The organism is Saprospira sp. CCB-QB6, assembly GCF_028464065.1.
Classification (GTDB): Bacteria; Bacteroidota; Bacteroidia; order Chitinophagales; family Saprospiraceae; genus Saprospira.
In genome coordinates, this window is the sequence record NZ_CP116808.1 from 1,798,312 (window position 1) to 1,824,289 (window position 25,978).

Annotated in this window: 22 protein-coding genes; 10 read left to right on the forward strand and 12 right to left on the reverse strand. The window is 45.1% G+C overall.

What is annotated here, in order from left to right:
- Nucleotides 1-42: 42 nt before the first annotated feature.
- Entirely contained in the window at nucleotides 43-1,404 is a 1,362-nt protein-coding gene (locus tag PPO43_RS07050; RefSeq protein ID WP_272621101.1) for a hypothetical protein, read from the forward strand.
- 216 nt (nucleotides 1,405-1,620) lie between these two features.
- On the opposite strand, the gene dnaN is transcribed toward PPO43_RS07050, so the two are convergent.
- Nucleotides 1,621-2,739 (reverse strand): DNA polymerase III subunit beta, encoded by a 1,119-nt coding sequence (gene dnaN / locus PPO43_RS07055; protein ID WP_272621102.1) that lies wholly within the window; start codon nucleotides 2,737-2,739, stop codon nucleotides 1,621-1,623.
- A gap of 179 nt (nucleotides 2,740-2,918) precedes the next feature.
- On the opposite strand from dnaN, the gene PPO43_RS07060 reads away from it, so the two are divergent.
- Nucleotides 2,919-3,380 carry a DUF2147 domain-containing protein gene (locus PPO43_RS07060; RefSeq protein WP_442985445.1) on the forward strand — a complete coding sequence of 154 codons (462 nt, stop codon included), beginning with the start codon at nucleotides 2,919-2,921 and terminating at the stop codon, nucleotides 3,378-3,380.
- A gap of 196 nt (nucleotides 3,381-3,576) precedes the next feature.
- Nucleotides 3,577-3,816 (forward strand): hypothetical protein, encoded by a 240-nt coding sequence (locus PPO43_RS07065; RefSeq protein WP_272621104.1) that lies wholly within the window; start codon nucleotides 3,577-3,579, stop codon nucleotides 3,814-3,816.
- Between the two features lie 79 nt (nucleotides 3,817-3,895).
- Here PPO43_RS07065 and PPO43_RS07070 read toward each other — a convergent pair whose 3' ends face one another.
- From PPO43_RS07070 to PPO43_RS07080, 3 genes are all read right to left on the reverse strand, one after another.
- A complete protein-coding gene (locus tag PPO43_RS07070) occupies nucleotides 3,896-4,939 on the reverse strand; it encodes an OmpA family protein (RefSeq protein WP_272621105.1) in 1,044 nt (347 codons plus the stop codon).
- 199 nt (nucleotides 4,940-5,138) lie between these two features.
- On the reverse strand, nucleotides 5,139-5,903 hold the full coding sequence (locus tag PPO43_RS07075; RefSeq protein ID WP_272621106.1) for a cell envelope biogenesis protein OmpA: 765 nt from the start codon (nucleotides 5,901-5,903) through the stop codon (nucleotides 5,139-5,141).
- 20 nt (nucleotides 5,904-5,923) lie between these two features.
- A complete protein-coding gene (locus PPO43_RS07080; RefSeq protein ID WP_272621108.1) occupies nucleotides 5,924-6,676 on the reverse strand; it encodes a TrmH family RNA methyltransferase in 753 nt (250 codons plus the stop codon).
- Between the two features lie 481 nt (nucleotides 6,677-7,157).
- On the opposite strand from PPO43_RS07080, the gene PPO43_RS07085 reads away from it, so the two are divergent.
- From PPO43_RS07085 to PPO43_RS07095, 3 genes are read left to right on the forward strand one after another with little or no spacing between them, the layout of a single operon-like run.
- Entirely contained in the window at nucleotides 7,158-8,378 is a 1,221-nt protein-coding gene (locus PPO43_RS07085) for an IscS subfamily cysteine desulfurase (protein WP_272621110.1), read from the forward strand.
- A gap of 34 nt (nucleotides 8,379-8,412) precedes the next feature.
- Entirely contained in the window at nucleotides 8,413-8,799 is a 387-nt protein-coding gene (iscU, locus tag PPO43_RS07090) for a Fe-S cluster assembly scaffold IscU (RefSeq protein ID WP_015692242.1), read from the forward strand.
- Between the two features lie 24 nt (nucleotides 8,800-8,823).
- Nucleotides 8,824-9,150 carry a HesB/IscA family protein gene (locus PPO43_RS07095; protein ID WP_272621111.1) on the forward strand — a complete coding sequence of 109 codons (327 nt, stop codon included), beginning with the start codon at nucleotides 8,824-8,826 and terminating at the stop codon, nucleotides 9,148-9,150.
- Between the two features lie 65 nt (nucleotides 9,151-9,215).
- Here the strand turns inward: PPO43_RS07095 and PPO43_RS07100 are convergent, their stop codons facing one another.
- From PPO43_RS07100 to PPO43_RS07120, 5 genes are all read right to left on the reverse strand, one after another.
- A complete protein-coding gene (locus PPO43_RS07100) occupies nucleotides 9,216-10,727 on the reverse strand; it encodes a S8 family serine peptidase (protein WP_272621112.1) in 1,512 nt (503 codons plus the stop codon).
- Between the two features lie 28 nt (nucleotides 10,728-10,755).
- Nucleotides 10,756-10,971, reverse strand: coding sequence for a hypothetical protein (locus tag PPO43_RS07105; protein WP_272621113.1), 216 nt, complete (start codon nucleotides 10,969-10,971; stop codon nucleotides 10,756-10,758).
- Nucleotides 10,972-11,148: 177 nt separating this feature from the next.
- Nucleotides 11,149-11,622 (reverse strand): DUF1569 domain-containing protein, encoded by a 474-nt coding sequence (locus PPO43_RS07110; protein ID WP_272621114.1) that lies wholly within the window; start codon nucleotides 11,620-11,622, stop codon nucleotides 11,149-11,151.
- Nucleotides 11,623-11,898: 276 nt separating this feature from the next.
- The gene (secA, locus tag PPO43_RS07115) at nucleotides 11,899-15,228 is read right to left on the reverse strand and encodes a preprotein translocase subunit SecA (protein WP_272621115.1); all 3,330 of its coding nucleotides are present in this window, start codon (nucleotides 15,226-15,228) and stop codon (nucleotides 11,899-11,901) included.
- Between the two features lie 414 nt (nucleotides 15,229-15,642).
- A complete protein-coding gene (locus tag PPO43_RS07120; protein ID WP_272621116.1) occupies nucleotides 15,643-16,533 on the reverse strand; it encodes an AraC family transcriptional regulator in 891 nt (296 codons plus the stop codon).
- Nucleotides 16,534-16,815: 282 nt separating this feature from the next.
- Here PPO43_RS07120 and PPO43_RS07125 point away from each other — a divergent pair, with 282 nt between their 5' ends.
- From PPO43_RS07125 to PPO43_RS07135, 3 genes are all read left to right on the forward strand, one after another.
- Complete coding sequence (locus PPO43_RS07125) at nucleotides 16,816-18,336, forward strand: aldehyde dehydrogenase family protein (RefSeq protein WP_272621117.1); 1,521 nt, start codon at nucleotides 16,816-16,818, stop codon at nucleotides 18,334-18,336.
- Nucleotides 18,337-18,349: 13 nt separating this feature from the next.
- A complete protein-coding gene (locus PPO43_RS07130) occupies nucleotides 18,350-18,709 on the forward strand; it encodes a DUF779 domain-containing protein (protein ID WP_272621118.1) in 360 nt (119 codons plus the stop codon).
- Nucleotides 18,710-19,106: 397 nt separating this feature from the next.
- Entirely contained in the window at nucleotides 19,107-20,006 is a 900-nt protein-coding gene (locus tag PPO43_RS07135) for an Rpn family recombination-promoting nuclease/putative transposase (protein WP_272621330.1), read from the forward strand.
- Nucleotides 20,007-20,222: 216 nt separating this feature from the next.
- Here the strand turns inward: PPO43_RS07135 and PPO43_RS07140 are convergent, their stop codons facing one another.
- The 3 genes from PPO43_RS07140 to PPO43_RS07150 all read right to left on the reverse strand — a co-directional run bounded on the left by PPO43_RS07140 (nucleotide 20,223) and on the right by PPO43_RS07150 (nucleotide 24,188).
- On the reverse strand, nucleotides 20,223-21,863 hold the full coding sequence (locus PPO43_RS07140) for an Ig-like domain-containing protein (protein ID WP_272621119.1): 1,641 nt from the start codon (nucleotides 21,861-21,863) through the stop codon (nucleotides 20,223-20,225).
- A 2-nt stretch (nucleotides 21,864-21,865) separates the two neighbouring features.
- Complete coding sequence (locus PPO43_RS07145; protein ID WP_272621120.1) at nucleotides 21,866-23,446, reverse strand: peptide chain release factor 3; 1,581 nt, start codon at nucleotides 23,444-23,446, stop codon at nucleotides 21,866-21,868.
- Nucleotides 23,447-23,780: 334 nt separating this feature from the next.
- Nucleotides 23,781-24,188: a lipocalin family protein gene (locus tag PPO43_RS07150; protein ID WP_272621121.1), complete on the reverse strand. Its 408-nt coding sequence runs from the start codon at nucleotides 24,186-24,188 to the stop codon at nucleotides 23,781-23,783.
- A gap of 472 nt (nucleotides 24,189-24,660) precedes the next feature.
- Between PPO43_RS07150 and PPO43_RS07155 the strand changes: the two genes are divergently transcribed.
- Nucleotides 24,661-25,824, forward strand: coding sequence for a hypothetical protein (locus tag PPO43_RS07155; protein ID WP_272621122.1), 1,164 nt, complete (start codon nucleotides 24,661-24,663; stop codon nucleotides 25,822-25,824).
- The last annotated feature ends 154 nt before the right edge of the window (nucleotides 25,825-25,978 follow it).

Sequence of the window (25,978 nt, forward strand, 5' to 3'; positions counted from 1 at the left end):
AGCTTACTTTGGGCCCAAAAGAGCCAAATAGACGCCCAAGTTTTGGGCAAGGAGCAAGTTTGGCAAGCGCAAACTCAAGCCAAAGCGGGCCAAGTTTCCTTGAGTCTGCAATCCTCTAGCGGAAAAAGCTGGCATTTTGAGGGCAAAAACTTGGTTTGGCGGGGACTAGTTGCGGGGACAGAGGGCCAAGTTTTTGCCGCCCTGCAATTTCAAGATAGCTTGTGGCGACAAGATAGTTTGCTAGCCCAATCAGCCAAGCAAAGCACACTCATTTTTGGCCTAGATGCTGCTGGAAATTGGCTTTGGGACCAAAGTTGGTCGCCCAAAGGCAGCAATACCCTTTATCAACTGGCCTTGGGCAAAGATCAACTCTATTTATCGGGCAGTTTTAATGACAGTTTGCTTTGGCAAGGCCAATGTTTGTATGGTCCAGGAATTAGCCAAGCCTTTTGGGCAAAACTCAGTACAGAAGAGGGAAAACTCTTGGCTTGGGAAACAGGACCCAAAAGTAGAGAAAGCTGGGGCCGAGCCATTTTGCCCTTAAACGATCAGCTCATTTGGGCCATAGAATATAGAGACAGCCTAATTTTAGAGCAGCAACTGTTGTTTAATAATCCCGTACACACTGATTTTCTGCTTTTGCAGCTCGATAGTTTGGGCCAAAAGCAGAAGGTTTGGCCTTGGCAGGGCGTCTTCTCCGATTCGCCCCGTTTGCTTTTGGCCCATCCCCAAAAAGCAGATCGCTTTATGGTCTTGGGACATTTTACGGGTTTGTTGGGACCAAAATCTGCTCCTCCCCTCTTCAAAACAGCCTATAAATACTATGATTATTTTTGGGCCGAGCTAGATACGGCTGGGCAAATTTGGGCCAAGGGCCAGAGCAACAGCCTAAGCAATATTTATCTACAAGCCGCTTATTGGGGGGAAAAAGGTTTATTTCTGGGCGGCTATTTTCAGGACTCCCTACAACTGGCCGACAGTACTTATTTAGCTCAGGGAAAACCCTATTCGCCTTATTTGGTCCATTATGAGGGCGAACAAATGGAGCAATTAACTTTGCCTTGGGCAGAGGGGCGTTTATTGGCCCTTTTGCCGCAACCCAAGGGCTTGCAATTGGCGGGTGAAGCTGCGGGGCAGGCCAAAATAGAGCGGGCAGCTTGGCCGCAGGCCAAGCTGCCCTTTTTGGTCCAGATTGATTTGATTATGGAAGGGCCAAGAGCTTGGCGGGCCGCCCAAGCTCTTGATAGCTGGACCTTATACAATCTGCGGGGACAAAAAGTAGCGGAGGGAAAAGGAGCAAAGATTCAGTTAGGGCCAGAAATAGCCGCAGGCGTTTACAGCCTACATTTGCAATGGGGACAAAACTTAGCGGTAGAGCGTTTAGAAATATTGGAAAAGCGCTAGGGCCTTGGTCCAAAAGGCGCGCAGCGCCTCGGCTGAGGGATGGTAGGGGGTGGCCGAAGGCCAGACCGAGCTTTTGAGCAAAGCGAAAAAGCGAAGGGCCGAGCGAGCAGCGAGCCCCCGCACAGCCCGACCCGCCCGCAGGGCGGGGCAGCCCCAAAAAAAGAAAAGCAGTAAACTCGAGGAGCTTACTGCTGTATATTTTAGTCCGTTTATGGCCTAGGAATTCAAAATCACGGGCATCACGAGCATAAGTAGATCTTCGCCTGGATTTTCTTCTTCTTGGCGGAGAACGCCGGCCCGGTTGGGAGACTCAAGATGCAGCAAAACGTTATCGCCGCCGATCACATTGAGCATTTCGACCAAAAACTTGGCATTAAAGCCAATGCTTAGGGTTTCGCCTTCATAGTAGCAAGGCATTTTTTCAGAAGCCTTATTAGAGAAATCGATATCTTCTGCTTCAATTTTGAGATGTTCCTCAGAGATCGTCAACTTCACTTGGTTGGTCACCTTATTGGCATAATTGGCGATCCGTTTGAGTGAATTGAGAAAATCTTGGCGCACCACTCGCATTGTTTTCGAGTTATTTTGGGGAATCACCGAATTATAATCGGGATAGCGGGCATCGATTAGGCGGCAGATAATAATCTGGTTGGCATAATAGAAAAAGGCGTTGCTGCGGCTAAAGGCGATGCGGACATTGCCGTTATGGTCAGAAAGGCCATTTTTGAGCAAGTTCAGGGCCTTTTTGGGGAGGATCAGGCTAGTGTCGGTAGTGGGTTCAATTTCGGTAAAGCTATACTTCACCAGCTTATGGGCATCGGTAGAGACGAAAGTGACGCCCTGGGGGTTAATTTCGAGCAAAACCCCAGTCATAGCGGGGCGGAGTTCGTCATTACTGGCGGCAAAAAGCGTTTTATTGATTCCTTCAAGGAGCAGCAAGGCGGGCATTTCGATTTCCTCGGCACTATCGGCTTGTGGCAATTTGGGATAATCGTCGCCATCTTCGCCGGCCAATTGGTATTGGCCAAAAGCGGAAGTAATCGTTATGGCAAAATTATTGGGATCTACTTGAAAGCTAATGGGTTGAGTAGGCAACTGCTTGAGTGTGTCGAGCAAAATTTTTGCAGGAACGGCCACGGCCCCTTCCTCTTCGGCATTGACTTCGAGTTCTGCCTGCACGAAGGTTTCTAGGTCGGTCGCGGTAATTCGCAGGCGGCCATCTTCAAGTTGGAAGAGGAAATCTTCCAAGATAGGTAGGACTGGATTAGAGCCTAAAGCTCCATTAACGAGCTGGAGCTGCTCTTTGAGCTCTGCAGAGGATAGGGTAAAACGCATAGTTTTCTATAATGAAAATTTGATAAAATTCGGGCGTAATATACAAAAAGCCCCTTTAATTTGGGTGCTCTACTCCTACAAAGAAATGGCCCCCAAACAAATATTTCAAATAATCCATTAACTTAGGAGAGAAAAATATTAGCAAACAACTTTTAATCATGTTTAAATTTACAACAACTATGAACTTGACTGCATCCATTCGTTGGGGCCTCATGAGCCTCTTTCTCGTTTTTTCTTTGGCCCTCTCGGCCCAAGTTTCTGTAGATGGGAAAACCTGTGTAGGTACTTGGAAAACAATTGATGATGAAACGGGTAAAGCCCGCTCTTATGTAAAAATCTATCAGGAAAACGGCAAATACTACGGTAAAATCACCAAATTGCTCAACCGTACAGCCGATGAAGATAAAGACCCCGTTTGCGCCGTTTGTCCTGGCGACCGCAAAAATAAGAAGGTAGTCGGTATGACAATTATTGATGGCATGGAGAAAGAAAGCAAGCGTTATGCTGGCGGTCAAATCCTTGATCCTAAAAAGGGAAAACTCTATTCTTGTACCATTTGGCTAGAGAACGCCAACACCCTAAAAGTAAGAGGTTGGTGGGGCATGTTCTACAGAACCCAAACTTGGCAACGCGTAGACTAATATTGGTAGTTAAAAACGAGAGTAAATAAAAAAGGGTTGGGTAAAATCAATACTTTTTTACAAAATAAAATTTTGAAAAAATATTCTATAGCCTGCAACATTTGTTGACAGGCTATCGTTTTTAAGATATACGCCGAATATAATTCTATTTGCTTGAAATAGTTGAATATACTCCACACACTTAATTCCAACCACCATGAAGCAATTATTTACTACTCAGGACCTTCTACTCTACCTCTATAATGAGCTCGATTGCTTGGAATCTATGGCTATCCAAAAAGCCCTTGAAACAAACATCTCTTTACAAGAAGAATTGGAACAACTCAAAAGAGGGCAAGCTCAATTAGACGATTGCCTGTTAGAGCCTGATCAGGATATTCTAGACAATATTTTAGACTATAGCCGCCTCTCTCATCTAGAGACAGAGCTTCACTAAAACAGCAATACGATATTTTCATAAAAAAGCCTAGTCTACCGAAGTAGACTAGGCTTTACTTATTTTTTTAAAGGCAGACTTAGTCTTGCGACAAGATGCCCATAATTTCATTGAGTTGTGGCTCTAAAATGATTTCGGTCCGACGGTTTTTCGCCTTTCCTTCTGTGGTATCATTAGAGGCTTTGGGCGCATGCTCTCCACGGCCAGCAGCCGTAATTCGTGCTGGGTCTACCTCATTTTTAATCAACACTTGGCTAACGGCCAAAGCACGATCTGTAGATAGATCCCAGTTCATTTTGGCATCTCCATCCGAGTCGGTATGTCCCTCAATCAAAATAGAAAGATCTTTATTGCGGTTGAGTACGCCAGAAAGCGTTTCTAGGGCCGATATTCCCCGGCGATCTACTCTTGCGCTTCCCGATGAAAAGAGCAATTTTTGACTCAAAGAAACATATACTTTTCCATCGCGGATTTCTACATCCAAATCACCTGCATCCTTAAAGCCTTTTAGGGCCTCTAGCAATTTGGTTCGAAGCGCATTCGCCTTGGCATCTCGCTCGGCAATTGCAGCTTCCAATTCTTTCACACGGCGCTCCCGGGCTTCCAAATCTGCCTCCAATTCCTTCTTATATTTCTCCAAATCGGTAATGCTAGCATCTTTACCCTCCAATTCTTTGCGCATTTGCTCCAAACGCTCTTGATCGGCTTTGAGTTCTCGCTCACGACGCTCCAACTCACGGCGTTTGATGCTCAATTCTTCAGATAATTCGCGCTTTTTAGAAGCAGCTTCTTCTTTCAACTTTTCATTGAGGGCCAATAGTTTATCATAAGAAGATTGCAAATCTTTGTTCAATCGTTGTTGTTGATTGTAACGCTCTTGCAAAAGCTCATAATCCGAGGTCAATTCCTTATGAGCGATTTTCAATTTGCTCAAATCTTCCTGAACAGTGCTCAATTCTTCTTGCATTTCTTGGCGCTTGCGCTCTGCTTCCGAGGCATTTTTTTCGGCGGCTTCTTTGGCCGTCACCTCCTCCTTATAGCGGCGGCTAGATACACAAGAGCTTAGCCCTCCTGCCATCAAAAATAACAGCACAAAAGCAACTAAGTAGTTTCTTCGCAACATAAATCGTTTATTTTTCAATGAAGTAAATCCTATTTTTTTGGGGCCTCCGCTGCGGCTTTGCCTTGCGGCGCTACGTTTCGCAGCTCGCAGGCCTGCTCGGCCCTGCGGCCTAACGGCCTTGGTCTGCGGCTTCGCCGCACTGCTGCACATCGCTAGGCCGTTTTGGCCTGCGGCCAAAGTTGGCCGCTCCCGCTTTCGCCTAAGGTTTTCCCTTGGGGTAAATGTACAAATAGAGCGGAATATTATCTTCTTGGGCCCAAGCTCCCACATAAAGTCGCTCCAAAGGCAAATCAAGTAGACGCAGTTTTATCGCAACAGAATTGGCTCGAGTATTGGCCTGAGCCAAACGGGCCTTGGCTTTTGTCCCCTTATCTGCCGTTGCTCTAAGCTCTAACTCCCAATCGGCCTTCTCGTTCAAAAGGGAAGCCAAATCTTCTAAAAAGTCTTTGCCCTTGCTTTGCACAGAGTTCTTGCCGGCAAACAATAAACTATCTGGACAAGCTATTCGAATGGCTTTTGTTCCCTCTATTCGCTCAAAATTTAAGCCTTTATAGGTCTTAAAACGCTCTAATATAGCTTTTTCGACCAATTCAAAAGCGGCTTTTTCTTGGGCCTCTTTGGCTAGTTTTGCCTGAAAAATTTGCAGGGCCTTTTCGGCTTGAGTTAGCTGTGCCACACAAGCTTCTTGGGCCTTCATTGCCTCTTTTAATTGAGTTAGCGCCTTGGTTCTCGCTTCTTCTGCTGCTTTTTGGGCCGCAAGTCCCTCTTGAAGTTTCGCTCTTTGTTGGCTGTTATTGGCTTGCCCTTCTCGAATCAATTGGGCCAATTGGCTACGGCTGCTATCCAACTGCAATTGCAATTCTTGTCTATCGCTTTGTAGCATTTTATACTTTTTGCTGCTACTGCAAGCGCCTAGCAAAAGGATAAAAGATAAGCAACAGAGGCCATAATAGGATGAACGCATAAGCGATAAGTTTAAGCTTTTTAGAGTTGACGGCGAGCATATTCAGCAGCGACAGTAGTGGCTGCACAGGCTACATTTAAGGATTCTACCTCATTCCACATAGGAATATGACAGTATTCATCAATATATTGGGCCAAATGTTCGCCCACGCCTTCTGTTTCATTGCCCATAATGAAAATGGCCCGATCGGCAAATTGGCTGTGGTAGAAATTACTGCTTCCGCCTCCAGCTAGAGCATAAACTTTAAAACCAACGGCTTTAGCCATTTTTAGGGCGGGGGCCAAGCGCTCGCAACCAACGATTTGGCTTTTAAACAAAACGCCAGCAGAAGCCTTTACGACAAGAGGACTAAGTTTGGCGCTGCCTTTTCGGGGCAAAAGCAAACCTAAGCCAAAAGCCGTAGCCGAGCGAATAATCAGGCCCAAATTGGCGGGAGTAGTTACGCCATCTAGGGCAATAAAGGCTATTTTATTGGGGAGTGGGCCTTGAAAAAAATCGCTAAAATCATCCATAGCGCTATTTTCTACATCCACCACCACGCCTTGATCCTGCTTAGGATTTTTAGAGATGCGGTGCACCTCTTCGCCAGTTACGCGTTCGGCTTCTAGGCCCAATTGCTTCAGTTTTTTGAGAATAGCGGCAATAGTGGGGCCTTTGGCTTTTTTATCGAGGCGGATGCTATGAATTTTGGGCAAAGGATTTTGTTCGAGCAGCTCTAAAACGGGCTTGCGTCCATATACGCTAATAAAGCGATCTCTAGGATGTTTTGGCATATTTTCATTTCTTATTTAGGGCGGCAAAGTTACGGCATTTTTATGAGATTGGTCCGAAATTTTGCGGTGGACAGGCGGCGAAGCCGCCGCAGGCCTAGCTGCCTGTAGGGGTGGCGCGCAGCGCCAGACCGAGCCGCCTTGGGCGGCGAAGGGCCGAGCAGACCTGCGAGCCCCGAAAGGTAGCGCCGCAAGGCGCAGCCGCAGCGGAGGCCCCAAAATAACAGCGAGCCCTGAAAGGACAACAAGCCCTTTAGGGCGCAGTTCGACGACCAAAGGGAGTAACCGCCGCAAGGCGCAGCCGCAGCGGAGGCCCCTTAAAAAAATCATAAAAAAAGGCGTTTCAGGACCTTAGAGCGCTAAAAATAAAAAATAGCTGTCACTACAAGAGAAAAAAGCGCTTAAAGACAAACAATTAATCATAGAAGTCTGTTATCTTTGTGATTAGATTGAATCTAAATAGAAAGGACAAAAAATAACTGCTATGAGCGATAAAAGACTTGTGTATCTGGACAATAGCGCCACCACTCCCGTAGACCCTAGAGTTTTGGAGGAAATGTTGCCCTATTTTAAGGATAAATTTGGTAATGCGGCCAGCCGCAACCACTCCTTTGGCTGGGTAGCTGAGGATGCAGTGGACCAAGCACGCGAGCGCATTGCTAAACTATTGGGGGCTGACCCTCGTGAAATTATTTTCACTTCTGGTGCTACGGAAGGCGTCAATTTGGCTATCAAAGGGGTGGCCAATATGTACAGCCGCAAGGGCAACCATATTATTACGGCCAAAACCGAGCATAAAGCGGTTTTGGATACTTGTAAGGCCTTAGAGCGTCAGGGTATCGAAGTAACTTATTTGGATGTGAACCGCCAGGGCTTAATTGATTTGGATGAGTTGCGTGCAGCGATTAAGGATACCACTATTTTGGTGGCCCTTATGTTTGCCAACAATGAGATTGGGACCATCCAACCCGTAAAAGAAATTGCCAAAATCTGTGCAGAAAACAAAACGCTTTTCTTTAGCGATGCCACTCAGGCCGTAGGGAAAGTACCTGTAGATGTAAAAGATATGGGCATTCATATTTTGGCCTTTAGTGGGCACAAAATTTATGGGCCTAAGGGTGTTGGTGCACTTTATGTGAGCCGCAAAAACCCCAGAGTTAAATTGACTGCTCAGATTGATGGGGGTGGACATGAAAGAGGGATGCGTTCTGGAACCCTAAACGTGCCTGCTATTGTTGGTTTGGGTAAGGCCTGCGAATTGGCTGGCGAAGAAATGGAAGCGGAAACTGTTCGCTTGCAAGCTTTGCGTGATAAAATTGACCATGAATTGTTGCAAATGGAAGAGGTCGTCTTGAATGGCGCCAAAGAAAGCCGTTTGCCTCAATTGACCAATATTTCTTTTAAGCATGTGGAAGGAGAAGGCCTAATGATGACCTTCAATGAAAACATTGCACTTTCTTCTGGTTCTGCTTGTACTTCGGCTTCTTTAGAGCCTTCTTATGTACTCAAAGCATTGGGATTGGGAGATGATTTGGCGCATTCTTCTTTGCGTATTAGCCTAGGTCGCTTTACTACAGAAGAAGATGTAGATTATGCTATTGAGCGCATCCGCGATGGGGTGAACCACATGCGTTCTTTGTCTCCTATCTGGGAAATGTACCAAGAAGGAATTGATTTGGACTCAGTAGAATGGTCTGAACACTAGAATTTGTTTGAAAACTGCTTAAACTCCATATATTATGGCTTATTCTGAAAAATTGCTCGATCACTTCAAGAACCCTCGTAATGTAGGTACCTTGGACAAGAATAAAAATACGGTAGGTACTGGCCTTGTTGGCGCTCCTGAATGTGGCGATGTTATGCGTCTACAAATTGAGGTGAGCGAAGATGGCATCATCCAAGAAGCCAAATTCAAAACTTTTGGTTGCGGTTCTGCTATTGCTTCTTCTTCTTTGGCCACCGAATGGCTCAAAGGAAAGTCTGTAGATGAAGCTGCTTCTATTGATAATATGGCTATCGTGGAAGAGTTGGAACTTCCTCCCGTAAAAATTCACTGTTCTGTTTTGGCTGAAGATGCAATCAAAGCAGCAATTAAAGATTACCAAGAGAAAAATGCCAAGGCCTAATTTGGGCCAATAAATAATTGTACTATGATTTATGTAGCCGATAGTGCCAAGGAAAAAATCCAAGAAATTAAGGAGCAAGAACAACTTGGCGATGAGTTTTTTATCCGTGTCTCTGTGACTAGCGGAGGATGCTCTGGCCTTAGCTACAAAATGGATTTTGACAATGAGTCGCAAACTGAAGATCAGGTGTTTGAAGACAAAGGCGTAAAAGTGGTGACCGACCTCAAAAGCTTCCTTTATCTTTTTGATACAACCCTACATTTTTCGGGTGGACTCAATGGCAAGGGGTTTTATTTTGAAAATCCCAACGCTTCTAGAACTTGTGGCTGTGGCGAGAGTTTCTCGCTCTAACAGTTGCTGAAATACACAAAAAAAGCCCCGCCTTTCGGCGGGGCTTTTTTTGTGTCCTTAATCAATTACTTAATAGCTTGTACAGCCTGAAGGGGTTGAATCAATGGACCTGTTTTTTGGCCATCGGTCGTTTGTTTTCCCGTTTTTGCCAAAAGCTCATACGCTTCTTTGGTGGTAAGTTTCGGATTAAGCGCTCGCAAAAGCCCTATGGTCCCCGCTACATAAGGCGTAGCCATAGAGGTTCCACTCATATTATCGTACTTAGAATTGGGCATGGTAGAATAAATATCTACACCAGGAGCCGCCAAACCATAATTAAGGTGCTGCACCTCATTCGAAAAGCTAGCTTTACGCAATTGTGGATCCAAGGCCGAAACGGTAATTACCCCACTTACGGAAGCGGGTACAATTCGACGGGCATCAAAACCATTGTTTCCCGCAGCAACAACCACAATGCCGCCTTTTTTATTCACATAACGGACCGCCTCTTCATAGGCCTTTTGGCGATCATCACTAGATGGGCCACCTAAAGACATAGACACCACATCGGCTCCTTTGTCTGCCGCCAAAAGCATAGCATTGATAATTCGACGCTGAGTGGTTCCTCCTGAGCGAGGAAAAACCTGAATGCTACTCAGTTCCACAAAATCAGAAGAGGGAAAAGCCGAGGCCACGCCCTTGCCATTATTAGAAACGGCAGCGGCAATCCCTGCGCAATGCGTTCCATGGCCCTGAACATCCGTATCGTATTCGCTACCTACAGAGCGATATTGGTCCTTAATATCCTCGTGCTTGGCATCTATGCCCGTATCCAAAATGAAGATGCGCGCCTTTTTCTTAGGTCGAATAGCTTCTGCTTTCAATAGCTGATGCAAACCATTATAATTCAAAGCTTCATAAGCCCACATTTTGGCAATGCCAGGGTCATTCAGCAAAGGTTGTTTGGGAGATCGACTAATAGTATTCGCTGCTTGGGGCTCCCAAAGTTGTAAAATCTCATTTTCCTCTAAACTTTCTACCCCCTGCAAATCTTTGAGTTCTTCTTCAATCTCGCTCAATTGGTCCAAAGCCGATTCAGGAATATTCAAGGCATAAAAATCATCTAAATCCGTTTGTTCTGGATTTTGCAATTTAAAGGCGGGCTCATAGCTAAAGCCATATTTGGCCGCCAATTCATCCAGTAATTTTGGCGTTTGCCCCTCCTCCAATTCAATCAACAACTCGGATTGTGGATCAAGCTGATCAGTTGTTGCCTTTTGGCCAAAAAACAAATTGAGTCCCTGCACATCTAACTGATAAAGACCAAAAATACTGGCCCCTAAAAGAGAGAGAAAGGCAATTTTATTATTGGAAAAAATATTGAGGACAAAGGCTCCCCCAAATAAAATAATGAGGTAAACCGCTAGCCGAATGTAGCCAAAGGTACTTGGCAAAACCAGATGATAAGCCAAGAAAATCAGAAAAGAGGCAACAAAACTAGGCCCAAAATATTTGCGAATATGGGCTTCCTCCTTAAAGAGCAACCAAAGCGACAAAGAGGCAAAGGTCCAAATAAAAATCAATCCTATCCAACTCATAGTTAGCATTTTACAGTAAAAAATGGGGCTAAAGTACTTTCAACTCTAGGATCTCGACGGGGGTTCCCCACATCTGCACAGAAAAGTAATCTTCGACCTCCTTGGCCATAATTTCTAGCCGAAGACCAGGCTTAGCATATTTCTCTTCCAAATTGGTGGGCAAATATTCTTGGCCCTGATCATCTTTGAGGCCCCAAAATCCACCAGATAGTGGGACGTGAATTACGGTTACGATTAGTTTCATTCTTGTTGTTTTATATTTTTTGGGGGCTGCCCCGCCCTACGGGCAGGTCGGGCTGTGTCGCAGCTCGCTGATCGCTCGGCCCTGCAGCGCTTCGCGCTTTGGTCTGGCCTGCGGCCACTGCTATCCATCCCTCAGCCGCTCAGCCTAATAGGCAGCTCAAATCTTAATGCTTCGGCCTTATTGGGCGGCAATGATATCCTCGATAATTTTGAGGTGATGATTGCTATGAATCGCTACAAACTTAATGCCTTGGTTCCTTTTGAGATGGCCAAAAAAAGGATGGTCGAAATAAGCTTTTTCGGCTTGTTCTTGCACCTTTTGCAGCAGTTCTTCGGTCTGTTCAAATAAGGTGGGCAAGCTACTTAGGTCTATTTCTTCTCGGTTGTTAATCATCTTTGGGGCCTTGGCTTTTCCTCTGGGGATTTTGCCGGTGGCCAAGATCAATGATTTGGAGGGGCTAAACTTGGGTTTAAACTGAGCGGGTTCGCTTTCTACAATAGCTTGTAGCATAGCCACAGCTGCTTTTAGCGAATGCTCAATATGCCAATCTACGCCTCTGGCAGATACTTGAGGGGCCAAAAGTGGTGCTTGATCTAAATACTGCTTTAATTGAGTGAGGCTCTGTTGAGCCATATCTACTTCTTTCTTCATTTTTTAGTGAATTGGGTGGGGAAAATAGGGTCCATTTGGTTTGGGCGGGGGCGAAGCCCTTTTTGCCCGCAGGGCCTTTGGTCCAGCCGGCCCAGCGCTGCGGAGGGGTGGCCGAAGGCCAGACCGAAGCCGCCGCAGGCGGCTGAAGGGCCGAACAGACCTGTGAGCCCCGCAGCATAGCGGCGGCCAGCTTGCTGGCCGCGGGCCCCAAAAAAAAGCTCACTTACAAGAAAGATACTTATAAGTGAGCGATTTATGGGAATAAACTAACTCAAATTAGTTTTTGCCGTGGCAATGCTTGTACTTTTTGCCGCTACCGCAGGGACAAAGATCGTTGCGACCGACCTTATTCTCTACACGGCGTGGAGCTACTTTTGGAGCAGGGCCTTGAGGTTGTTGAGCGGCCTGTCTTTGGGCCTCCTGTTCGGCTTTTTGCTCTTCGATATTGCTGTGCACCTCTTCGAAATACTCTTCTTCTTCTACCTCATGAGCTTCTTGAATTTGGCTTTCCTGTTGGATAGGAATTAGGCCGCGGAACAAGAAAGAGCATACCTCTTGCGAGATTCGGCTACGGAGCTGAGCAAATAGCTTACGTGACTCAATTTTGTAGACCACCAAGGGGTCTTTCTGGGCAAAAGAAGCATTTTGGACCTGATCTTTGAGCTCGTCCATATCGCGGAGATGCTCTTTCCAGTTAGAATCGATTAGGGCCAAAGTAATAGAGCGTTCGATTTGGTTAATCAGGCTCTTACCATTTGTTTTTACGGCCTGTTCCATATCGGCATTGATCTCCAAAGCTTGGATACCGTTAGTGAAAGGGATAGCAATTTTTGTAAAATTATTGCTTTCATCCTCATAGATACGTTGGATGAGCGGCAAAATGGCTTGAGCGATATGCTCAAATTTTCGATTATAAGTAGCAAAAAGAGGAGCAGACAGCTGATCTGTCAAATCATTGGGGTCTGTAGTGTACAGCTCTTCAGCCGTAATTTGTGGATCAATCCCAAAGTTTTGGATCATAGCCTGTTCAAAGCCCTCATAATTGCGTTCATTTTGATATTGAGCAATCAACTCATAAAGCAAATCGAGGAACATATCGTTGAGGTCAATCGCTAGGCGATCTCCTTCTAGAGCATTATTACGGCGGCGGTAAATTTCTTCCCGCTGCATATTCATCACATCATCATATTCGAGTAGGCGTTTACGAATACCGAAGTTATTCTCTTCCACCTTCTTCTGTGCTCTTTCGATAGATTTGCTAATCATAGGATGTTGCAAAACATCGCCATCTTTGTGGCCTAGGCGGTCCATCATTTTAGCGATACGATCAGAGCGGAAAAGGCGCATCAGTTTATCTTCTAGAGAAACATAAAACTGAGAAGACCCCACATCTCCTTGACGACCGGCACGACCACGGAGCTGGCGGTCTACCCGGCGAGAATCGTGGCGTTCTGTACCAATAATGGCCAGTCCCCCTAATTCCTTCACCTCATCGCTTAGTTTAATATCGGTACCCCGACCGGCCATGTTGGTTGCAATGGTAACCTGTCCACTTTTACCAGCTTCGGCCACAACATCGGCCTCACGGGCGTGTTGTTTAGCGTTAAGTACATTATGAGGAATTTTGCGAAGGCCCAACATACGGCTCAAAATCTCTGAGCTCTGGACCGAAGTTGTTCCAACGAGTACAGGACGGCCTGCTTCTCTCAATTTCACGACCTCATCAATGATCGCTTGATATTTTTCACGTTCTGTCTTATAGACCAAATCGTTACGATCATCGCGGGCGATAGGACGATTGGTGGGAATAATTACCACATCCAATTTATAAATATCCCAAAGCTCCTGTGATTCCGTTTCTGCTGTACCCGTCATCCCTGCGAGTTTGTGGTACATTCGGAAGAAATTCTGTAAGGTTACCGTAGCATAAGTTTGTGTAGAGTTTTCAATCTCTACATTTTCCTTAGCTTCTAGTGCTTGGTGTAGACCATCAGAATAGCGGCGGCCATCCATAACGCGGCCCGTTTGCTCATCGACAATTTTCACCTTGCCATCTACAACGATATATTCGTCTTCTTTATGGAAAAGCGCATAAGCTTTGAGTAATTGGCGCATGGCGTGTAGGCGCTCACTTTTTGCGGCAAAAGCCTGAATCAACTCATCTTTTTTGAGCTGTTTTTCTTCGGGGCTGAGGCTACTATTATCTACTTGCAAGAGTTTATCATTGATATCCTCCATAACAAATAGGTGCTTATCAGAACCGCCCTTACCCAAGAAATCTGTTCCTCGATCGGTCAGTTCTACACTACGGTTTTTCTCTTCAATGACAAAAAACAGTTCCGCATCAGCTTTGTGCATATGCTTACTTTGCTCGGCCATATAGAAAGCCTCTGTTTTTTGTAGAATTTGCTGCATGCCAGGCTCACTCAAAAACTTAATGAGCGCACGGTTTTTAGGTAATCCTCGATAAGCACGGAAAAGATCGAGTCCTCCCCCGCCCTCTTCGGCACTTGCGTCACCAGCGGCAATTTTTTCTTTAGCAGAACGAATCAACTGAACAACCAATTTCTTTTGGGCATTCATAATCTGCTCTACAGCAGGCTTAAGGCCCAAAAATAGCTCAGCACGATCATCTTTAGGGGTTGGACCAGAAATGATGAGTGGCGTACGTGCATCATCAATCAAAACCGAGTCCACCTCATCAATCATGGTATAGTGGAACTTACCTTGTACTTTTTCGTCTACCTTATGGACCATATTATCCCGCAGATAATCAAAACCAAATTCATTGTTGGTTCCATAAGTTACATCACAACGGTAAGCCGCCTTGCGTCCTTCAGAATGCGGACGGTGCTTATCAATACAATCTACAGTAAGGAAAAGGAAGCTCAACAAAGGAGCCATCCATTCGGCATCCCGTTTCGCTAAGTAGTCGTTTACTGTAATAATATGCACGCCTTCACCAGCCAAACCATTAAGGTAAGCGGGCAAAGTAGCGACTAGGGTTTTACCTTCCCCTGTCGCCATCTCGGCAATTTTACCCGAGTGCAAAACAGCACCACCAATAAGCTGCACATCATAATGGACCATATTCCAGATCACCTCATTTCCTGCAGCCATCCAGCGGTTTTTCCAGATCGCCTTATCTCCATTTAGCTCTAGTGGACGAATCTCATCATTGATCCAGGTACTCACTACCTCATGATCAAAATCAGTAGCCGTTACCTCTAGGGTTTCTTCTTCTGTAAAACGACGAGCCGTTTCTTTCACTACAGCAAAAGCCTGAGGCAAAAGATTTTCCAAGACCTCTTCTAGACGCTGATCGCGATCCTTTTTCAATTGGTCTACCTCCTTATAAAGATCTTCTTTTTTGAAGATATCCTCTGTAGAGACCGCCTGCTCTTGCAGCTTTTCAATCTCTAAATCAATATCTGCCAAATAATCTTTAATGGCCGCTCTAAATTCAATTGTTTTATGACGGAGCTCATCATGGCTCAAGCTCTTGAGCTTGGCGTACTCCTCGTTAATTTGGGCGACAACGGGGCGCAACTCTTCAATATCACGCTCTTCCTTGTTCCCAAATATCTTTTTTAAGAAACCAAACATGCTAAGGTATAAAGTTTATAATCTGTAAATTAGAAAGGGTTTGTCCCTCTCTGCCATTTGCACTAAGCAAAAGCTATACAAAAATACAACTTAAATAAGGAAGTTGCGCAATTAATAGCCGCAATTCTGACTCAAACTCCTCATTATGGGGACTTTAGGCTTTTTTTTATTTATTCACCCTGGCATAACCTACTGACAATCTGTCAGTTTTATTTTAATTAAACTGCTATTTTGGGGCCTCCGCTGCGCTTGCGGCGGTTACTCCCTTCGGTCGTCGAACTGCGAACTAAAGTTCTTGTTGTCGTTCCAGGGCTCGCTGCTCGCTCGGCCCTTCAGCCGCCTGCGGCGGCTTCGGTCTGGCCTTCGGCCACCCCTCCGCAGCGCTGGGCCAATATACGCCTAGCAGTCCTAGGCTTAGCCCACCTGCTTCTCTTTCCGAAAACGAGAGGGCGTTTTTTGATAACGCCGCTTAAATAGGCGATTAAAATAAGACAAGCTATTAAAGCCACAATCTAAGGCTAGATCTCCAATTTTTTGATCGGTTTGGAGCAAAAGACTAGCGGCTAGCTTCAGCCGCTCTTCTTGAATAAAATCATTGGGCGATTGGCCCAATTCTGCCTTAAACGAGCGATAAAAATGAGGCTCACTCATACAAGCTTTTTTACTCAATTCCCCAACACTAAGATCTTCACTTAAATGTTGACGAATATATTGAACCAATTGTGCTAATCGGCTATCTTCCTCTCCTAGTTTTACCTCATTTTCTTGTTGTAGGATACGCAATAAAAGTTCCTTAAGCGCCATTCCAACAAACAAATCCTTTGAGGGATGCCCCTCCGTAAATAAAAAGATGAGTCGCTGTAAAATCTGCTGCACTGCCATAGAATGCGTAAAATGAAAGTTGCCTGACTGAAAGGACCAAAGTAAGCCATCCTCTCGAGGACGCTCCGTATTAAGCCAATCTAGTTCCTTTTGAACCATATCCTCATCTAAGGCCAAAGCCAAACATTTGGTGGGCTGTTGCATATTGGCCTCTGGAAAATCTATAATCATCAACTCATTGGGTGGTAATAAGACAGATTCACCTGGCAAGAAACAAAATGGCTCCTTGTCTCGCAAGTGCATTCGCTTTTTCCCCATTAGCATTGCCGCTAAAACGGGCTGTCTAAACTGCAGTTCTACCGCCTCTGCCATCTGATGAGTTTCAAAAATATGAAGCTCTGCTTGAGCTGCGGCAAAAGTGTTTTGCTGCTCTACTAAAGTATGTAGTGGGCGACCAGCTCGATAATTATCAGGAAGTAGCATAGTAGATAGTTTTGAGGATAAGGGGAAGGATTTTGTAAACATCAATCTACAGAACGAATAAAGCTCGTCCCAAATAAAAATAATGCACTCCCTATAAATTACAGTTTTTTTGTGGGCATATCGAATAAGAATTGATAGGATTGTTCAATTCTTTGATAGAAAGCTACAAAAAGGGCCCAAAGTTATAGATTACCTTTGGCTTGTCAACAGTTAAAACTATTTGCTAACAAAGAGTTTATAGAAGTTTCTAGGCTTTTGTAAATTTTAACAACCAACAACATCATGCAAGAAACAAATGTACTAGAAGAGGCATTGAAAGCACCTAATTTCAAGCCTCAATATGAAAACTTTATTGGTGGCGAATGGGTAAAGCCCACCAATGGCGAATACTTTGAGAACGTATCACCTGTAGACGGTAAAAGCTTTACTCGCATTCCTCGTTCAACCAAAGAAGACATTGACAAAGCTGTAGCTGCTGCTTGGGCTGCTGCTCCTGCTTGGAATAACAGTTCGGCCACTTTCCGTAGCAATATTTTGCTCAAGATCGCCGATCGTATGGAAGAAAACCTAGAGCTTCTCGCCCGCACAGAAACTTGGGACAATGGTAAAGCCATTCGCGAAACTCGTGCAGCAGATATGCCCTTGGCCATCGACCATTTCCGTTATTTTGCAGGCGTAATCCGTGCAGAAGAAGGAAGCATGAGTGAATTGGATGCAAATACAGTTTGTATCAATGTTCCTGAGCCTTTGGGCGTAGTTGCTCAAATTATTCCTTGGAACTTCCCACTTTTAATGGCTGCATGGAAAATGGCTCCAGCTTTGGCTGCGGGTAACTGTGTAGTACTTAAGCCTGCAGAGCAAACTCCCGTAGGCATTTTAATTTTGATGGAACTCATCCAAGACATTTTGCCCAAAGGTGTATTGAATGTAGTCAACGGTTTTGGCGTAGAAGCTGGTAAGCCTCTCGCTTCACACCCTGATGTACGTAAAGTTGCCTTTACTGGAGAGACTACTACGGGTCAGCTTATCATGCAATATGCTTCTAAAAACTTGGTTCCTGTTACTTTGGAGCTTGGTGGTAAATCACCCAATGTTTTCTTTGCAAATGTAATGGCAGAAGACGACGCTTTCTTTGACAAATGCTTGGAAGGTGCAGCTATGTTTGCCCTAAACCAAGGAGAAGTTTGTACTTGTCCCTCTCGTATTTTAGTTCAAGAAAGCATTGCTGATAAATTTATCGAACGTCTGGTAGAGCGCGTTAAAGCCATTAAAATGGGACATCCGCTAGATCCTACCACAATGATGGGAGCACAAGCTTCTAATGATCAATATGAAAAAATCCTCAACTATATCAAAATTGGTAAAGAAGAGGGTTGCGAAGTATTAGCAGGTGGTGCTGCAGCTACAGTAGACAGCCTTTCTGGTGGTTACTACATTCAGCCCACTATCCTAAAAGGACACAACAAAATGCGAGTATTCCAAGAAGAGATTTTTGGTCCAGTTGTTTGTGTAACAACCTTTAAAGATGAGGCTGAAGCCCTAGAAATTGCTAACGATACGCCTTATGGTTTGGGTGCTGGTGTTTGGACACGCGATATGCACCAAGCTTACCAAATCTCTAGAAAAATTGAAGCTGGACGTGTTTGGGTGAATAACTATCACGCTTACCCTGCTCATGCTCCTTTTGGTGGTTATAAGAAGTCAGGAATCGGACGCGAGACCCACAAGATGATGCTGGCGCACTATCGCCAAACGAAGAACATGCTCATCTCTTACGATAAGAACGCCCTCGGCTTCTTCTAAACCCCTCGATTTTATGGCAGAACTAGTCGATGCAACAGAAAAGGCGCGGCAGTTAATCCGAGAATTGAAGGCCAAACATGGGGAGCTGATGTTTCATCAGAGCGGCGGTTGCTGCGATGGCTCAGCTCCAATGTGTTTTGAGGCTGGAGAACTTATGATTGACGATTCGGATGTTCTGCTCGCCGAAATTGAAGGCTGTCCATTTTATATGTCAGCTTTTCAATACAAATATTGGAAGTATAGTCATCTCACCTTGGATGTCGTTCCAGGTAGAGGGGCTAGCTTCTCCCTTGAAATTCCCTTGGGCGTTCGCTTCATCATCAAGTCTAGATTGCTTACCGATGAAGAAGCTGCTCAAGTTAAAGATGCATAGTTGTTTCTTTTATCAAGAGTGCTTTAAAGGCTATTATCATTCCCTAAAGATGTAGTTTTTGAACAAGCTCAACCCTCCTTATCTTGAATAAGGAGGGTTTTTTATTTTGGGGCCTCCTGCCTTCGGCAGGCGCTACGTTTCGCAGCTCGCTCTTAGCTCGGCCCTTCGCCGCCTTCGGCGGCTCGGTCTGGCCCTACGGGCCATTGCTGCACATCGCTAGGCCAGGCGCTGTGTGCCCCCAAAACCACAAATTTGGCCCAAATTTAAAATTAAGTGTATTAAAGTGTTTACTATTTGCTTTTTAGTCCCTATAGTTGGTTATATACGCAGTTTTTAGTCCTGCATTTTTTTATCACCTCATTGAAATGCCTTAATTTTGGAAAAAGAAGAAAAAAAGATGATCAAGGATCGCTATATCAATCCACTGACCGATTTTGGCTTTAAGAAGCTTTTTGGCGAGGCTGCCAACAAAGACCTCTTGATCCATTTTCTCAATCAATTGCTCCCCGAAAAGCATCAGGTGGAAGACCTAGAGTATCTACCAAGCGAACGCTTGCCTTCCAGCTTTCTGGACCGAAAAGTTATTTTTGATATCTATTGCACCAGCAACCGAGGCGAACAGTTTATTATTGAGCTGCAACGCAGTAAGCAAAATCACTTCATCGACCGCTCTATTTTTTATAGCACTTTCCCCATTCAAGAACAATCCGAAAGGGGCGATTGGAATTTTAAGCTCTGGCCCATTTATACGATCTGTATTCTCGATTTTAAGATCAATCAGCCCAACCCCCATAATCGAGTAATCCGCTATGTACAGCTCAAAGACCAAGACAAAGAGCTCTTCTTTGAAGACCTCACTTATATTTATATCGAGCTGCCTAATTTCACCAAAACCCTAGATGGGTTAGAAGACCTACAAGATAAATGGCTTTATCTTTTCCGATATTTGGCCAAATTAGAAGATCGGCCCGCAGCGCTGCAAGAGCGCATTTTTACTCGGCTTTTCCGTGCCGCCGAAATTGCCAGCTACTCTGTTGAGGAACGCCAAAATTATGAGGTCTCCCTCAAAAAGCACCGAGATATTAAAAATGCTATTGACACGGCCCTAGAAGAGGGCCTAGAAAAAGGCAGAGCCGAGGGCTTGGAAGAAGGCCTAAAAGAAGGACTCGAACAAGGCGCATTAGCAGCCAAAAAAGCCATGGCCAAACAAATGCAAGCCGCCAATTTACCCCTAGAACAAATTGTGCAAATTACGGGCTGCCCCCTAGAACAAATCAAAAACTGGCTAAAAGATTAGCCTTAAACAATAGAAAGCTTGAACCTTAGTAGGTTCAAGCTTTTTTGAGTCCTACAGGCCCGAAGGGCCGCAGGCTGAGCTGCCGGAGCAGGGCCGCCGAAGGCGGCAGACCAAAGGCTTTTGAAGCGAAGCGAGAAAGCCTGCAGGGCCGAGCGAAGAGCGAGCTGCGAAGTGGAGCGACCCGACCGAAGGGAGGGGCAGCCCCAAATTAGTCGCCTAATCTTCTTTTAAATCTAATGCTATTTCATTGTCCCAACCCGGGCGCAAAGGCAATTCCTTTGAGCTAGAGATGCGTTCGGGCTGCTGTAGTTGCAAATAGTTGCCCGTGGTCCATTGGCCATCCTTATTCTCATCCCAAATTAGTTGTATTTGGTAGCTGCCTGGCGGCAGCAGTGGAAAGTTGAGGGCATATTCGCTTTGGCCAGAAAGCAACTGGCTGTGGACCACTTCCTCTTGGTCACGGCGTAACTCAAAGACATATTGTTTGTTGCTATCTGCATTTTGGATTTGGGCCAAGATGTTCCCCAAAGTTTTGTCGGTTTCTAGGGCATAAGTAGCTTGGAGGGTATCTTCATTGCTATTTCCCCAAAAATCGGTCAAAGCTCCAGGCAGCAATTGAAGACTATAGGTAGCTGAAGCTAGTTTGGGGGCCTCTAAAGTCCAAAGATAATTGCCTTGGGGTACAAAGCTCAAGGGGCCAGAAACTAGACCTGTATCATTTTGCCAAACACAAAGGCTTGTATCAATGCGCTGAATTGGTGCCCCAAAATCGAGCAACATAGGATTTTTGGGGTGTAGAAGAGGCTTGTCAATTTGGGGACCATCTGTCGCCCTAGCCTTGCCTGCTTTTTTAGGATCTATCAAGCGCAGTTTGCTGGGATCTAGATCTGTATAGAGGTTAATTTTAGCCGTATCGCGATAATCGCCAGCTTCCAATAAAAAGCGAAGCTCCTCCCCTTTTGCTCCTTTCCAGAAAAGCCAGACATAATCCTCTTTTTGGTAATAGGTCCAATCTTCTAGTTCATCCAAAGGCTGGATGCGAAGGCTATCCGAAAAAGCTTTATTCCATTGCAACTGCGCCTGTTCCTTGGCCAGTTGTTTAGCAGAAAGTAATTTTCGTTCTGTTTCGGCAGCAAATAGGCGAAGTTTAGGGTTTCCTGCGCTGCTATCGGTCAAAACAATTGGCTCGGACCAAAATGCAATTTCCTCATTAGCTTGATAGCGATAGTCATTATTTTTATCCATCAGGCCAAGGAGGATATAGCGGCCCGCCTTTAGATTTTCCAGTTTAAAATTGCCCTTTTCATCTGTTCGGGCCAAGTAGTTGGGCCGCTCAAGGATGGGGGTAGAATCGCCCAATTCCCCTTCATAAAGCATTACCCAAGCTTCTTCTACTGGGGCTGTTGTTTTGGCATTCAACAATTGCCCCCCCAATTGAAGAGAATCTAATTGGTCTCCCGTAGAAAAGACAAAACGCAGGTCTTTAACGGGGTTTCCCTCTCTAAAATCGACAATACTTTGCCCAAACTGAATGCTGTAGGTAGTATTTTCCTTCAGTTCTTCTTGGAAGCGAAGAATAACCGTTTTATTCTTCAGTTTCACCTTTGGTTTTTTCTCCAAAGGGGGAGAGATTAAAATTTGTTGTTGGGCATTTTTGAGTTGCACCCACTCATTGAAAGTGAGTAGAATCTCCTTTTCCTCAAAATTTGTTTGATAGTTAGGCGTAGAGTAGCGCCGCAAATCTAGCTCTGGCGGCTGCTCGTCTTTTGGCCCTCCTTGCAGAGGTTGTTGCTGAGCACATTGAACAAGAAGCAGGGCCAAAAGGGCCAAAAGCAGATAAGCAGGCAATTGACGCATCCTTAAAAGTCTGATTTAAAGTGAAATTTAATTTTGGGGTAATCTTGCTGAGCAGTGCTGAGCATCCATTTAGACTCGGCCAAATAGACATAACGTCCATCTTTATCTTTAGCAATAAATTGAGCCTTTTTACGCAAGAATTCCTTGAGTTCTGCCTCATCTTCGGCCTCAATCCAACAAGCTTTATGCAGCTGTACGGGTTCATAGCGGCAACTGGCCCCATATTCATGCTCCAAACGATATTGCAATACATCAAACTGAAGCTGCCCTACGGTACCAATAATCTTGCGATTGTTAGAGGTTTTAGTAAAAATCTGCGCTACTCCCTCATCCATCAATTGGTCAATCCCCTTGGCCAATTGTTTCGATTTCATGGGATTGGCATTTTCTATATAACGGAAAAGCTCTGGCGAAAAGCTGGGAATCCCCTTAAAATGTAGGGTTTCCCCTTCTGTCAAGCCATCGCCAATTTTAAAGTTACCCGAATCGTAAAGTCCCACAATATCCCCTGGATAAGCATGCTCGACCACCTCTTTTTTAGAGGCCATAAAGGTCGTCGGATTCGAGAATTTCATCTTTTTGTTCTTCCGAACATGCAAGTAGTTGGTGTTGCGCTCAAATACGCCCGAACAAACCCGCATAAAGGCAATACGGTCGCGGTGACGAGGATCCATGTTCGCATGGATCTTAAAGATAAAGCCCGTAAACTTAGGCTCTAAGGGCTCAATATCTCGCTCTTCTGTATGAAAACCCGTTGGCGTGGGCGCCACTTCTACAAAGCAATCAAGCAATTCCTTGACCCCAAAGTTATTGACCGCCGAGCCAAAAAACACAGGCGATAATTGCCCTTTGAGATAAGCTTCTCGATCAAACTCGGGATAAACTTCCATAACCATATTGGCCTCTTCTCTCAGCTCTGCGGCATAGTCCTCTCCTACCAATTTATCCAAAAGAGGATCATCCAAATCTTCCAAAGCCGTGAGGTCCCCATATTTGGTCCCTGGCGCAAAAAGATTGAGTTGCTTTTCATAGATATTGTAAACCCCCTTAAAATCAGGGCCCATACCCACAGGCCAACTCAAGGGACAAACATTGAGTTTGAGCTTTTCCTCAATCTCATCCAATAAGTCCATCCCATCCTTACCCACACGGTCCAACTTATTGATAAAGACCATCACGGGCGTGTCGCGCATCCGACAAACCTCTACCAATCGCTCGGTCTGTTCCTCAACCCCCTTGGCCACATCAATCACCACAATTACGCTGTCCACCGCCGTCAAAGTCCGATAAGTATCTTCTGCAAAATCTTTGTGACCCGGCGTATCCAAAATGTTGATCTGCCGCTCCCGATACTCAAAACCCATGACTGAAGTGGCCACCGAAATCCCCCGCTGCTTCTCAATTTCCATAAAATCGGAAGTGGTCGATTTCTTAATTTTATTAGACTTTACCGCTCCCGCTACCTGAATCGCTCCACCAAAAAGAAGGAGTTTTTCGGTCAAGGTTGTTTTCCCCGCATCGGGGTGGGCCACTACGGCAAAGGTGCGCCTCTTATTTACTTCTGCAGCTATTTTTGTCGACATTGATTTTGCTTTTGTTTTGCGCCACAAAAGTAGCAAAAAAGCCTGTAATTGCTGAATAGCATCTTGCTCCCTTCTCTTTTTTGCCTCAAAATCAATACGCTTTTTCTTTTTTCTGTTTTTTGGGGCCTCCGCTGCGGCTTCGCCTTGCGGCGCTACGCTTTGGGGCTCGCTGCTCGCTCGGCCCTGCGTTTTTTTCGCTGCGCTCAAAAAAACTTGGTCTGGCCTGCGGCCACCCCGCCGCATCGCTAGGCCAGCGGGCTTCGCCCGCTTCTAGGCGCAAAAAAAGCCCACCTCAATAATTTGAGGCAGGCCGCTTAGGGTTTAAGCTATTTTTTTAGGCTGCTTTAAAGGCCAACTCCTGACCTTCATCATCCTTTACTTTCAAAGACTCAGGCGTAATCTCTAACACCTCATAAGTTTTGGCAAAAACACTGCCTTTCCCTTCTAGCGATTCCTCCGCCTTAAGCGAAAGCTGCTTTTCGTCATCGCTAAGGATCCAGCTACCTACAATAGTAGTTTCGCCATCAAAAGAAGCCTCAAAAGTACCATCTAGTTTTAGATTGACAAAAGTATTTTGGTCCTCCCATTTACCTGCTGTGAAATTTTCTGCTTTTTCTTCAGCTTGCTGGCCACGAGTCGTTACCTCTAAGCCTTGTTCTACCAAGGCGGCAGGTGCCTCTGAGTTACAGCTGCCAAGACCAAAGGCCAATACGGCCATAAAAAGGAACATTAAGTTTTTCATAGTTAAATGATTTTGAGCATGATTGTTTTGTTGTCTTCGCTCTCTAATTAGTTGGGGGTAGAAAACGATTTGTATACGTTTATGACTATTTCTGCCAATTTGTGAACTTAAAAAGCCCCTAATTTTGAACTTTTATTCAATGAAATATACGGCTAAAGTTTTGAACCCGAAAGCCCTAAAGATAGAAAACTCTCTTTTTTTAGCCCCTCTCCTCAACAACAATCTATCTTTTAGCCCCTTAACCAGCCATCTAAACGATGTGACAGGATGATAAGCCTTTCTACTTGAAGAATCAAGGCGCATTTAAGCCCCAAAAAAATCTTGAGGAAAAGGAAAATAAAAACTATTTTGAGAAAATATTGACGCTAAGCGCAAAGCGAGCAAACCTTTTTGCTCATTTTATACTTAGAAGAATACTATTGTACAGCTCGACTATTGAGCAGCGATTTTTAGATCTACTTATTGTTTTGAGATGAAACAGAAACTTGTATTTTGGGCCGAAGAGGCCGTAGCTGAAGGCAACCAAAAGTGCCTATTGGCCATGGAATTAAAGGCTGAAGACAACCGCCTAGAATTGCACAAATTTGAAGGCGAAGCCGCTACTGAAGCATTGGAAAAAGAGTTGAAGGAAAAATGGATGCAAGACCTAGTGGTTGCATTCCCAACAACGGGCTACCAAAAAACAGAGCAAGAATTATCGGCCGCTAGCCGCCTCTTGCCCGAAGCCTACAGCTGTCTAGATAACAGCCTCAACTTGGAAGCCCTAAAGACAGAATGGCTTTTTGCCGTCCTCTCTACTAAATTGTATAAGACCTATTGGTCAGAACTTGGCGAAATCCAAGACCGCGTAGAACGAGCGACCAAATATGACAAAATGCTTTGGGAAGAACTTAAGGCCTTTCAGGCGAAAGTACATGCCCAAGACAAAGAGAAAAATCTCTTTAGAGATCATGTGCAAGAACTACGCGATAGCCTCAATGAGCTTTTTGGCCTCATGAAAAACTTGCGCAAGGTACAAGATGAAGCCTTTGAACAAGCCGCTAAAGTCAATTATGACCAATTGGACCAAGGCCTCTCTGCTATTGAAAAAGAACTTGAAGGCGAAACGGGAAAATGGGATAAGTACTTCGAACAACTCAAGGGATTACAAGCTCAGATGAAAAAGATGAAACTGAGCAAAAAACAACGCAATAGCATTTGGGGACGAATTGACCAAGCTTTTAAGGTGGTTAAAGTGAAACGCTTTGGCAAACAAAATGGCGATAGCCGACTCGAACGCCGCATCCAAGGCCTAGAAGAAGCAATCAAAAAGATGCAACGCTCTATTGATCGAGACCAAAAGGAACTAGATATCCAAGACGGAAAGATCAATGCACCCAATGCCACCCAAATCGAAACCCAACTCCGTGAGGTGAAAGCCAAAATGCTGCGCGAACGCATTAGCTCTAAGGCCGAAAAACTTGCCGACATGAATAAAACCATGAAGGAACTCCAAAAACGCCTTGCCAAAATGCAAAAACAAGCTGCCGAACTCCAAAAAGAGACGGAAGCTCAAACGGAAACGCCCCCCGTAGTAGAAGAAACTCCCCAAACGGAGGAACCTACCGAAAACAATGGCGAAGAAGATAACGCTTAATTCTAAAGAACTCTTTTATTGAGTTTGATATAGCCTATAGCTCCATAAAGAAGCTATAGGCTTTCTTTTTTCAACTTAGCCAAAGGAAGTTGTTTTGGCCTAGCGATGTGCAGCAGTGGCCCGAAGGGCCAGACCCAGGCGCTGCAGGCGCCGC